We start from the raw sequence: 12,198 nt of genomic DNA, 5'->3' as shown, positions 1-12,198 counted from the left end.
TTAACCCGCCGCCCCACGGTACTTTCGACAATGCGCCGCTGGCGTGCGGCAGCTGGATTCGCTGTCGCCGTAGCGGTAGTCGCACTCTTCGTCTACGGTGTCGGCTGGGACGACGTCCTCGAGAACATTCACGAAGCCCATCCCGGCGCACTCGCGGGGGCGTTTTGTACCGGTCTCGCCATGCTCGCCTTTCGCGCTGGCGTCGTCAAGCGCCTCCTCGACCCGATCGACGGCGCTGCTCGAGGCCGTGGCTTCGTGAGCGCGTTTCTCTCGGGATACTTCGCGCGAAGCGCGCTGCCGTGGGGTCGGTCGACTGGAACCCCGGTGATGGCGTACCTGCTCGCGACGAACTCCGACTCGGAGTTCGAAGACAACCTCGCCGTCGTCGCCGTCGGGGAAGCGTTCAACTTTTTCGCGAGTCTCGTCGTCGCGGGCGTCGGTTTCGTCTTGCTCACCGTCACGATCGGGACGACCGAGACGGTCACGACGAGTATCGCCATCGCCAGCGGGAGCACCGTCCTCGCCATCGGAATATTCATCGTCGCGCTCAATCGCGGCCTGGCTCGAACGCTCTCGATTTCGCTCGCTTCGTGGATCGAATCGATCGTCGAGAAACTCCCTCGAGTGCCGACCATCGAGGGAACGTTGACGGAACGAATCGGCGGCTTCTTCCAGACGCTCGAGGTGTTGCAGGCGTCTCGTCGAACACTCGGGGTCGCTATCGCAATCGCCATCGTTGGGTGGGTGTTCAACGCGTTACCGCTTTACTTTTCGTTGCTCGCACTCGGCGTCGACACACCGGTCGCGGTCGCCCTTCTCTGTGCGCCCCTCGCCTCGTTGGGCGGTATCGTGCCCCTCCCCGGCGGAACCGGCGGAATCGAAGTCGTCCTCGCAAGCTTGCTCGTCGGCGTCGTTGGCATCGCCGGCGATACGGCGACTGCCGCGGCGATTCTCTACCGAGTAACGACGTACTGGCTCCACCTCGGAATCGGCGGAATCGCTGCGATCCACCTCACGATTTCCGGCCCAAAGGGGACCTGGATGGAAGAGTACTGACCCGACACCGGTTCGGAACTCGAGTTTCTCACCGACCGACGACCCTCTCTCACTCTCACTCGATTACTCGATTACTCCCGTCACCGTCGCGACTTCGCGTGCCGCTCGCTCGTTCATCCCGTCGCCCAGTACCGTGTAGCGATCGCGAATCTCGTGACAGGTCGTTAGCGCCTCGAGAACGGTCTCGTCGTCGATGCCGAGTTCCGCCGCCGTCGTCGGCGCGTCGATGCTGTCGAGTGCGTCGTGAATGTCTCGCCAGATGCCGTCTTCGCCGCCGTGAAGGTACGCCGTCATGATCGATCCGACGCCGACTTGATGGCCGTGGAGCGCGGCGTCTGGCTCCAATCGATCGAGTTGGTGCGAAAAGAGGTGTTCTGCACCGCTTGCCGGTCTCGAGGAATCCGCGATACTCATCGCGACGCCCGAGGACATGAGCGCCTTGCTCACGATCCACGCCGACTCCTCGATGCCGGGGCGGACGAGGTCGGCGTTTCCGACGAGGATCTCGGCCGTCATCTCTGACAGTGCTGCGGCGTACTCGGAGTACTCGACGTCCTTGAGCCGCTTCGCCAGCCGCCAGTCCATCACCGCGGTGTAATTCGAGATGATGTCGGCACACCCCGCCGTCGTCAACTCCCACGGTGCCTGCGCCAGCACGCTCGTGTCGGCGACAACCGCCAGTGGCGGCTTCGCTGCGACGCTGTGGCGCGTATCGCCGTCCGGAACCGAGCCGCGATTGCTCACGATTCCGTCGTGACTGGCCGCCGTCGGAACCGAACAAAAGCCCATCTCGAGGTGGTGACTCGCCATCTTGGCGATATCGATCGCCTTCCCGCCACCGATCCCGACGAGGTACGTCACCTCCTCCGCCTCGGCCGTCTCGATAATGCGCTCGACGGCGTCGAACGACGCCGTTTCGACCGTGACGATTACCGGATCGATGCCCGCGGCTTCGAACTGCGCGGCGATCGGATCCGCGGCGACCTCGCGCGGGGTCGGACTCGTGACGAACAGCGGGCGACCCTGCAGGTGTAACTCGTCGACGACGTCGACGACCTGATCGATGACGCCATGACCGACGACGACGTTTCGCGGCAGGCGAATCCACGTCGACTTCTCGAACATACGCCATCTAACTCACCGGTGGGCTATGTGTTTTTCCTGTCGGCGGGTCAGATCGCGCGTCGATTCAACTGACCGTTCCGTCGCCCTCGAGCACCGAGTCGGTCGTCCACGCGGTGGCAACCCTGCTATCGACCGACCAATCGCCCACCATGAGTTATTGTCCTCCATTGTGAATTGGTAGCTATGTCCGAACACGAAACCACCGACGATCCGGTACTGAACGACGATGCGATGGCCCGTTTCCCCGTTCCCGACCTCGAGAACCTCCCGAACGACCTCCGCGAGCGCATCGAAGACGAGACGGAACGTGCGGGATTCACGCCGAACGTCTTCGCCGCGATGGCGTACAAGCCCTCACACTTTCGGGCCTTTTTCGAGTACCACGACGCGCTCGTCGAAGACACCGCCCTCGAGCGCGAGGAGATAGAACTGATCGTCGTCGCCGTCTCCGGCGTCAACCACTGTTACTACTGTAACGTGGCCCACGGCGCGCTCGTTCGAATCTACGCTGACGACCCGCTGCTGGCCGATCAACTCGTCGCCAACTATCGGACCGCAGATATCGGCGAGGCGCATCGAACGATGTTAGACGTCGCCGTGAAACTCACCGAACGACCGACCGACGTCGAGCGAGCGGATCTCGAGGCCCTTCGCGAGGCGGGGTTCAGCGAGGAGGCGATCTGGGATATCGGTGCCGTCACGGCCTTCTACAACCTGAGCAATCGACTGGCGATGTTCGCGGAGATGCGACCGAACGACGAGTTCCATACGCTGGGACGTGAGTAACGTTCGGACCAAAAACAGTCGAAAACGATCGACGCTACCGATCAGTCGTCGCTTGCAGCGTAATTAGCCGACTCGGCTTCGATTCCGGCCTCGGGCGTGCCAGGCAGTTCGGCGCGAACGTCGTCACTTCCCTGCTCGGTAATCGCTTCGTGGTAGGCTTCTGGCATGACCTTCACGAAGGCCTCGAGCGTGCGCTCCCAGTTTTCGAGGAGGAGGTCGCCTCGCTCGGAACCGGTGTAGGCGACGTGGTTCTCGACCAGGCGACGCAGCATCTCCTCGTCTTTCTCCTCGAGTTCGTCGTGGAGCGAAACCATCCCAGTGTTCGCGCGGTCGGCGAACTCGCCGTCGGGGTCGTAGACGTAGGCAACGCCGCCGGACATGCCGGCCGCGAAGTTCGTGCCCGTTTCGCCCAACACGGCGACGACGCCGCCGGTCATGTACTCACAGCCGTGATCGCCGACGCCTTCGACGACGGCTTTGGCCCCCGAGTTGCGGACCGCGAATCGTTCGCCGGCGACGCCGTTGACGTACAACTCGCCGTCGGTCGCACCGTACAGTGCGACGTTACCGATCGCAATGTTTTCGGCCGGATCGTAAGTCGCCGTCTCCGGCGTTCGGAGGGTGATCTTTCCGCCGGAGAGGCCCTTGCCGACGTAGTCGTTCGCGCTGCCGTCTAGGTGCATCGAGACGCCACTCGCGAGGAACGCACCGAAACTCTGTCCGGCCGTCCCCTCCGCGTCGACCGTGATCGTATCCGCTGGCAATCCGGGCTCGCCGTACCGACTCGTGATGCGATTGGAGAGCATCGCACCGACAGTTCGATCGACGTTCGAAACCTCTGTCTCGAGCGTCACTGGCTCCTCGTTTTCGATAGCGTTCGCTGCCGCTTCGATGAGGTCGCGATCGAGTTGCTCCTCGAGTTCGTGATCTTGCTCGCGGATCTTCCGGCGCACGTCGCTGCCGGGATCTGCGAGGACCGCAGCGAGGTCGACCTTGCGCGCTTTCGGGTGCTCGACGTTCTCGCGTTGGGTGAGCACCTCGACGTGGCCGATCATTTCGTCGACCGTTTGGAATCCGAGTTCGGCCATAATCTCGCGCAGTTCCTGGGCGATGAACGTCATGTAGTTGATGACGTGTTCGGGTTCGCCGGGGAACCGTTTGCGCAGGTCCTCGCGCTGGGTCGCGACGCCGACCGGGCAGGTATTCTTGTGACACTGCCGAGCCATCACGCAGCCACCCGTGACGAGCGAGGACGTCCCGAAAATGTACTCCTCGGCACCGAGCAAAGCGGCGACCGCGACGTCCCGTCCGGTCTTCATCCCGCCGTCCGCGGAGACGCGAATGCGGCCGCGAAGGCCGGTCTGACAGAGCATCTGGTTGGCTTCCGCGAGGCCGAGTTCCCAGGGGAGTCCAGCGCTCTTGATCGAGGTCCGCGGAGAGGCCCCAGTGCCACCGGAGTGACCCGAGATGTGGACCACGTCGGCGTTCGCCTTCGCGACGCCGGCGGCAACCGTACCGATGCCGGCCTCGGAAACGAGTTTGACGTTGATGTCCGCCTCCTCGTTTGCCGCTTTCAGATCGAAGATCAGCTGTTTGAGGTCCTCGATCGAGTAGATATCGTGCAACGGTGGCGGCGAGATGAGGCCGACGCCGGGCGTCGACTTCCGGACGTGGGCGATCATCTCGTTGACCTTCTCGCCGGGAAGATGGCCACCTTCGCCGGGCTTGGAACCCTGGGCCATCTTGATCTGAAGTTCGTCCGCCGAGGAGAGGTACGTCGAGGTGACGCCGAATCGCCCGGAGGCAACCTGCTTGACGTTACACTCGCGTTCGGTGTCGAAGCGTTCCGGTGGCTCTCCGCCCTCACCGGAGTTGGACTTGCCGCCGATTCGGTTCATCGCGATCGAGTTGTTCTCGTGGGCTTCCGGCGAGAGCGAGCCGAGACTCATCGCCGCCGTCGAGAAGCGCTGGACGATGTCCTTGATCGGCTCGACGTCCTCGATGGGGACCGAGTCTCGATCGGAATCGAACTCGAGCAATCCGCGAAGCGTCTGGAGGTCCTGTTGTTGGTCGTTGATGAGTTCGGCGAACTCCTGATAGCGTTCGTAGTCGTTCGAGCGAACGGACTGTTGGAGCGCGCCGACGGTCTGTGGGTTCCACTGGTGAGTGATACCATCGGATCGGTGTTCGAACTCGCCCTGTCGGTCGAGGGTAGACTCGTCCTCGGCGAATGCCGCGTCGTGGCGCTCGAGGACGTCTGCCTCTATTTCGACGAGTCCGATTCCCTCGGTTCGGTTTTCGGTTCCCTCGAAGTACTCGGCGACGAGGTCAGAGTCGAGTCCGACGGCCTCGAAGATCTGTGCGCCCTGGTAGCTCTCGACCGTCGAGATCCCCATCTTGGCCATGATCTTTAGGAGGCCGTCTTCGACTGCACCGACGTAGGCGTCGATGGCGACCTCGGTATCCGCGCCGTCGGGGCCGGCGGTGAGGTCGTCGATCGTCTGGTAGGCGAGGTACGGGTTGACCGCCCCAGCGCCGTAGCCGACGAGCGTCGCGAAGTGGTGGACGGTTCGTGGGTCGGCGGACTCAACGACGAGTCCGACGTGATTTCGCAGGCCGTTGCGCACGAGGTGGTGGTGAACGCCACCGGTCGCGAGCAAGCTCGGAATCGCCGCTCGGTCCGCGGAGACGTTTCGGTCGGACAACACGAGCACGTCGTGTCCCGATTCGATGGCTTCGACGGCGTCTTCACGGACGCGCTCGAGTGCAGCCTCGAGGTCGCGTCCGGGCACCTCGCTCGCCCGTTCGTAAGTGATGTCGATCGTTGCGGCCGTAATATCGTTCGTCTCACACTCCCGGATCGACTCGAGTTCGGAATCGGTCAGGATCGGCGAGTCGAGGACGAGTTGGCGAGCGTGCTCGGGCGATTCGGTCAGCAGGTTTCGCTGGTAGCCGAGTCGGCTCTCGAGACTCGTCACGAGTTCTTCGCGGATGTAGTCGAGTGGCGGGTTCGTGACCTGTGCGAAGAGCTGTTTGAAGTACGAAAACAGCGGCCGGTTGAACTCGGTGAGCACGGACAGCGGCGTGTCGTCGCCCATCGAGCCGACGGGATCTTTCCCCTTCTGGGTCATCGGCTCGATCATGTTCTCGAGTTCGTCGTGCGTGTAGCCGAAGGCGGCTTGCTGGTCTCGCAGGCCATCGACTGGCTGGCGAGGTTCGCTGTCGTCGGCCGTCCGAATCTCCTCAAGTGAGACTTGCTCTTGCTCGACCCACTCGCCGTAGCGGTCGTCGGTGAGATCCTCGAAGACTTCGTCGTCGGGGATGACGCGTCCCTCGTTCGGGTCGGCGAGGAACAACTGACCGGGCTGGAGTCGCCCTCGTTCTTTGATTTCCTCGGGTTCGGGCTCGAGTGCACCGGCTTCGCTCGCCATGATCAGACGGTCGTCGGTCGTCACGTCGTAGCGACACGGTCGGAGACCGTTTCTGTCGAGGACGGCACCGACGCGCTCGCCGTCGGTTGCCGCGACGAGTGCGGGACCGTCCCACGGCTCGACGAGCGAGGCGTGGAAGTCGTACCAGTCCTTCCGATCTTGATCCATCGCGTCGTCACCGCGCCAGGCTTCGGGAACGAGCATCCGCAGTGCGTGCTCGAGGTCCCGGCCGTCCTGCATGAGGAGTTCGAGCGCGTTGTCGACGCTCGCGGTGTCAGATTGCCCCGGATCGTCGATAATCGGCTTAACGGCGTCGAGATCGTCCAAGACGTCGCTCTCGATGTCGGTCTCGCGGGCGCGCATCCAGTTGATGTTGCCCTGAATGGTGTTGAACTCGCCGTTGTGGATGACGTTTCGGTAGGGGTGTGCGAGGTGCCAGGCACCGAGCGTGTTCGTCGAGAAGCGCTCGTGGACCATCGCGAACGTCGATTCGAGACGGTCGTCGGTGAGATCTGGATAGTACGATGGGACCTGCACGCCCTTGAGCAAGCCCTTGTAGACGATCGTGTCCGAATCGAGCGAGCAGACGTAGAATCGGTCGTTGCCGTTGATATCGCTCTCGTCGACCGCCGTCTCGAGTGCGCGCCGTCCGACGTAGAGGCGTCGGTCGAAATCGTCGCTACCGATATCGTCCACGGGTGCGACGACGAGTTGCCTGACGTCGGGTTCGGATTCGACGGCGGTTGCGCCGAGGTCGGCGTTGTCGGTCGGAACGTTTCGCCACTCGAGGACCTCAAGACCGTACGTCTCGAGCGTTTCTTCGACGGTCGAGACGATTTCCTCGCGTGCGCTGTCGTCTCGTGGAAGAAAGAGCGAACCGACCGCATAGGTGTCGGGGAGCGTCGTTTCGAGAACGTCGTCGAAGAATGCGTGAGGCGTCTGGAGCATAATTCCTGCCCCGTCGCCGGTGTTTTTCTCTGCGCCGGTCGTCCCTCGATGTTCGAGATTCCGCAGTAGTTCGAGTCCGTCAGCGACGACGTCGTGACCCCCATCCCCAGTGAGGTCCATGACGACGCCGACGCCGCAGTTCGACCGCTCGTCCGAAGGGTCTGCGAGCCCCTGTGAACGCTCGGTGGATGACGCTATCTGTGGCTGTGGCATACACTCCAGTAGCGAAAACTGCTATATGAGGCTACTCCATAATGGCTAAGTGTATTATATACACATATTATCGGATATAAGGTCTATCGATCATCACGATTTATCGTTGGTTACTGACCACTCAATCCGGGTGACTCAGTGCGGTCCGTTTACCCGTATTAGATATTGTACACTTCTCCACCACTGTGAGCAGACAATCAGAATTCGAGTGTCACGTATCGGATAGTCGGTACTCGAGTCGAGGAAAACTGCCCGACGAGGGCAGAATGTGTCAGAGGCACGTAGTGCTCACCCACCAGAGTGAACACCACATTTCTTCGTTTAGATGCCAGCCGTAAGCAGTATTGGGTTAAAGAGTTAGGTAAGGGTGAGAATGGCAAACACGAATTTGGGGCGATCCGCTCGCTTCGATTCCGTGTCGAGTGCACAGTGAAGCCTCGAAAGCATCGATATCGTCACTTTGGAATCGTACGCTCGTTTTCGAAACCGAACATCGGCCGAATCGTGTCGACGTCAGTAGGATTTGGCGAAGTACGCGATCTGATCTGCGGGGTCACCGCAGACGCCACACTCCTCGCGGTCTGGTTCGGGGACCTCGCCCGCCGTCTCCCCACCTTCATCCTCGAGTGGTTGCATCACGATTTCGGCGGCGATTTTCTCCTTGATCGCTTCCTCACACGCCTCGTCGCCACACCACGACGTCTTCACGTAACCGCCGTGCTTACCAATCGTGCCGAGAATTTCCTCCGGTGAGTAGGCTTCGCGGACGTTCTCCTCGAGATTTTCGTTTGCCTCGTCGTACAACTTGTCGAAGACGTCGTCGAGGTGTGTGTCGACGGCGTCGACGATTTCGCTCCGGTCCTCGACGGCCTCTTCGTTGTCCGGTCGATGAACCAGCGTCACCTCGTCGTCCTCGACCTCGTAGGGACCGATTTCCAGTCGCAGGGGAACGCCGTTGAGTTCGTGTTCGTTGAACTTGAAGCCGGGATTTCGCTCGTCGCGGTCGTCGAGTTCGACGCGGAAGCCGGCCTCCTCGAGTTCCTCGGCGATCCTGGCAGCGTACTCGAGGACGTCGTCTTTCGTATCTTCTTGCCAGATCGGAACGATCGCGACCTGCGTCGGGGCGACCGTCGGCGGCAAGACGAGTCCCTGATCGTCGGAGTGCGTCATAATGAGCGCGCCGAGCGCCCGCCAGGAGAGCCCCCACGACGTGGTGTAGGCGGTTCGGTCTTCCTCGTCTTCGCCCGAGAACGTGATGTCGAATGCCTCGGCGAAGCTCTGACCGAGGTTGTGACTCGTCGCGCCCTGAACGGACTTGCCGTCGGGCATGAGCGCCTCGACGGTCGTCGTCGTATCCGCGCCGGGGAACTTGTCGTGTTCTGGCTTCTTCCCGCGCAACACCGGAATCGCCAGCACCTCCTCGTAGACGCGTTCGTACTGCGAGAGCCGGGTCCAGACTTCCTCCCACGCGCCCTCGTTGCTCGCGTGGGCGGTGTGACCCTCCTGCCACATGAACTCCTTCGTCCGGAAGAACGGCTTCGTCTCCGTCGCTTCCCAGCGAACCACCGAACACCACTGATTGATTCGCATCGGCAGGTCGCGGTGGCTGCGCGTCCAGTCGGCCATGAACGGCGCGATGATCGACTCGCTCGTCGGGCGGACGGCGAGGCGCTCCTCGAGTTCGTCGTGACCGCCCTGGGTCACCCACGCGACTTCGGGGTCGAAGCCTTCGACGATATCCTTCTCGCGCTCGAGAAAGCTTTCGGGGATGAACATCGGGAAGTAGACGTTGTCGACGCCGGTCTCTTTGAACCAGCCGTCGAGGGCGTCCTGAATGGCTTCCCAGAGTGCGTAGCCGCGGGGCTTCGTGACGATGAAGCCGCCCATCGGCGCGTAGTCGGCGAGGTCCGCCTTCTTGACGACTTCGGCGTACCACTCGCCCGGTTTGTGCGATTTCGACTCGGTGATCCCGAGTTCCTGGCTCTCGTCGCTCATTGTTTCGCTATGCAGTCAGCGCGCTCTTAAACCATACGAAGGGGAGATGGCTCGTGACATTGAGCGTGAGCGACAACGACCGACTCGTTCACTCCGGTTCTCGGGACTTTATGCAGGTGTGTCGCCCACTAGAACCTATGAAGGCCATTCAGGTGTCTGAATACGGAGACAGCGACCAACTCGAGGTAATCGACGCCGACGTCCCCGAACCAGGCGCAGGCGAGGTCCGCATCGAAGTCGAAGCGGCAGGGATCAACTTCGCCGACATCATGCAACGCCGTGGGGTCTACCCGGGCGGACCCGACGAGGGCTACGTACCCGGAATGGAGGCCGCAGGCACGATCGACGCCACTGGCGACGGAGTTGACCTCGAGGAGGGTGACCGCGTCGTCGCGATGCTCAACACCGGTGGCTACGCCGAGTACGCGACGGCGAACGCACAGATGCTGTTCCCGATTCCCGAGGAGATGAGTTTCGCGGAAGCTGCCGGTTTCCCCGTTCAGTTTCTGACCGCCCACAGCTGTTTGTTCGAGTGGGGCGGCCTCGAGGAGGGCGAGTCGGTGTTGATTCAAGCTGCGGCGGGCGGCGTCGGCACGGCAGCGGTGCAACTCGCGTCTGATGCAGGTGCGGAGGTGTTCGGAACGGCGAGTACGCAGGAGAAACTCGACCTCGCAGCCGAGTTAGGCTGCGATCACCCGATCAATTACACCGAGACCGACTTCCGCGAGACTGTCGAGGACGAAACCGACGGAGAGGGCGTCGATCTCGTCCTCGAGAGCGTCGGCGACGACGTCTTCGAGCGCAGCCTCGATGCAATGACGCACTTCGGCCGGATGGTCACCTACGGCGTCGCCAGTGGTGTCCCCGGCGAGATCGAAAATCGGAGACTGCTCTTCGAGAACAAGACTATCAAGGGCTTTCACCTCGGTCAGGCATCGGTCCACGATCCCAGTACGGTTATGAAGGCCGTTCCGGAACTCACGCAGGGGCTGACCGACGGCGACCTCGAGGTCGTCCTCGGCGAATCGTTCGCACTCGAGGACGCAGCAGACGCCCACCAATATATCGAAGACCGCAAAAGTGCCGGGAAAGTCGTCCTCACGCCCTGAGCGCTGGCGCGGAGTGAGCGGGCGGGAACCGTTTTAGCGAATCTTTTCTAGTCGTCATCATCGTCGTCGTCCTCGTCGTCGTCATCATCGTCGTCGTCATCGTCGTCATCGTCGTCGTCCTCGTCGTCATCGTCGTCATCGTCGTCATCCTCATCATCGTCGTCATCCTCATCATCGTCGTCATCCTCATCATCGTCGTCGTCATCGTCGTCATCCTCATCATCGTCATCCTCATCATCGTCATCCTCATCATCGTCGTCGTCATCATCGTCATCATCGTCCTCGCTCTCGTCATCGCTCTCATCGTCGTCTTCGTCCTCGTCATCATCGTCTTCGCCGTCTTCACCATCTTCACCGTCATCGTCCTCATCGTCGTCACTGTCAGATTCGTTTCCGTTACCGACGTCGCCAGCGTCGTCTCCAAAGATATTGTCCTCGGTTTCGCCCTCCTCGTCGGGATCGTCGTCGAACGTTGTGTCTACACAGCCTGCGAGTGTTCCGATAGTTCCGACGACGACTGTGACGATCGTTCGGCGACGAGTGGTCTCTGTCATTCTCTCGGTCCGTCGTACCACGAACGGGTAAAAGAGTATTCAGCCGATACTCACTCGAGTAAATCCGCGGGTACTGGTCCGCTCGTGGTTCCTAAAGGTGGTTTCTCGAGTGGGGACCTGAATTGACCGACAGTAGCCACTGTCCGTCAGTGCACAGTTGACCGTCAACGGGTTCGGCGATCAGTGTGTGAACCGTTCCAGTTAGTACAATAGTATCGTCTTGGTCGTCTTGGTGTCGTCTACCGTCCCATTCGCGATTCGGAGTCGACGCTGATGGCGGGTTCCTATCCATCTGGTGGGAGGTGCCAGCACGCGAAAATGAAGGCGTAAAACGGTCGAATCGACGGTCGGTGCGAGCGACGTTAGCCGTCTGCTTCCTCGACGTCACCTTGAACGTCGGTGCCGTCGCCTTGTTCGACCGTTTCACCGCTGACGTCGCCGTCGACGTCGTTGTCGGGGCCGAGTTCGACGTCGCCATCTGCGTCGACATCACCGTCGATATCGACGTCAGCATCGGTCGTCACGGACCCGCCTGCGGTGATATCGCCATCGACATCGGTGTCTTCACCGAGGTCGACGTCGCTACCGGCATCGATACCGCCGTCGATATCGACATCGGGTTCGGTCGTTACAGCACCGCCTGCCTCGACGTCTCCGTCTACGTCTGCATCTTCCTCGAGGTAGACGTCGCCGTCGGCGTCGATCGGACCGTCGATTTCGATATCGGCCTGCACTTCGACGTCGCCGTCTGCCGAGATTTCGTCGATATCCTCGTCGATGACTTCTTGGTCCCCTCCGTTTCCGTTGCCGTCGTCCGCGTCGTCGTCACCGCTACCGGCGTCGTCAGTGTCGTCGTCTCCATTCGCGAGATCGTCGACACAGCCGGCGATTGCGCCAACAGTTCCAACTGCCGCTGCAGCAATCGTTCGTCGGCGGGTAAGATCAGTCATCGTTGCACGCCTTCGTATTTTCATTTCTTAT

General features: G+C 61.5%; 8 protein-coding genes. 3 read left to right on the top strand and 5 right to left on the bottom strand.

The annotated features are described in order from the left end of the window. Positions 1–30 precede the first annotated feature (30 nt). Positions 31–1,056 (top strand): lysylphosphatidylglycerol synthase transmembrane domain-containing protein, encoded by a 1,026-nt coding sequence (locus BLW62_RS12725; protein WP_090507380.1) that lies wholly within the window; start codon positions 31–33, stop codon positions 1,054–1,056. A gap of 63 nt (positions 1,057–1,119) precedes the next feature. Here BLW62_RS12725 and BLW62_RS12720 read toward each other — a convergent pair whose 3' ends face one another. Next, positions 1,120–2,181 carry an NAD(P)-dependent glycerol-1-phosphate dehydrogenase gene (locus tag BLW62_RS12720; protein WP_090507379.1) on the bottom strand — a complete coding sequence of 354 codons (1,062 nt, stop codon included), beginning with the start codon at positions 2,179–2,181 and terminating at the stop codon, positions 1,120–1,122. Between the two features lie 183 nt (positions 2,182–2,364). Here BLW62_RS12720 and BLW62_RS12715 point away from each other — a divergent pair, with 183 nt between their 5' ends. After that, on the top strand, positions 2,365–2,967 hold the full coding sequence (locus BLW62_RS12715; RefSeq protein WP_090507378.1) for a peroxidase-related enzyme: 603 nt from the start codon (positions 2,365–2,367) through the stop codon (positions 2,965–2,967). 41 nt (positions 2,968–3,008) lie between these two features. On the opposite strand, the gene gltB is transcribed toward BLW62_RS12715, so the two are convergent. Both gltB and proS read right to left on the bottom strand, forming a co-directional pair. Then, on the bottom strand, positions 3,009–7,559 hold the full coding sequence (gene gltB / locus BLW62_RS12710; RefSeq protein WP_175459740.1) for a glutamate synthase large subunit: 4,551 nt from the start codon (positions 7,557–7,559) through the stop codon (positions 3,009–3,011). 513 nt (positions 7,560–8,072) lie between these two features. Continuing rightward, positions 8,073–9,554 carry a proline--tRNA ligase gene (proS, locus tag BLW62_RS12705; RefSeq protein WP_090507377.1) on the bottom strand — a complete coding sequence of 494 codons (1,482 nt, stop codon included), beginning with the start codon at positions 9,552–9,554 and terminating at the stop codon, positions 8,073–8,075. 137 nt (positions 9,555–9,691) lie between these two features. Here proS and BLW62_RS12700 point away from each other — a divergent pair, with 137 nt between their 5' ends. Then, complete coding sequence (locus BLW62_RS12700; protein WP_090507376.1) at positions 9,692–10,663, top strand: quinone oxidoreductase family protein; 972 nt, start codon at positions 9,692–9,694, stop codon at positions 10,661–10,663. A 47-nt stretch (positions 10,664–10,710) separates the two neighbouring features. Here the strand turns inward: BLW62_RS12700 and BLW62_RS18730 are convergent, their stop codons facing one another. Next, positions 10,711–11,217, bottom strand: coding sequence for a hypothetical protein (locus tag BLW62_RS18730; protein ID WP_175459739.1), 507 nt, complete (start codon positions 11,215–11,217; stop codon positions 10,711–10,713). A 362-nt stretch (positions 11,218–11,579) separates the two neighbouring features. Continuing rightward, the gene (locus BLW62_RS12690; RefSeq protein ID WP_175459738.1) at positions 11,580–12,167 is read right to left on the bottom strand and encodes a polymer-forming cytoskeletal protein; all 588 of its coding nucleotides are present in this window, start codon (positions 12,165–12,167) and stop codon (positions 11,580–11,582) included. Between the last annotated feature and the right edge of the window lie 31 nt (positions 12,168–12,198).

Origin of the sequence: Natronorubrum sediminis, from assembly GCF_900108095.1 — an archaeon.
In the GTDB taxonomy this organism is placed as follows: Archaea; Halobacteriota; Halobacteria; order Halobacteriales; family Natrialbaceae; genus Natronorubrum; species Natronorubrum sediminis.
The sequence above is the reverse complement of the archived record's forward strand: the minus strand, read 5'-3'. Positions and strand labels throughout refer to the sequence as shown.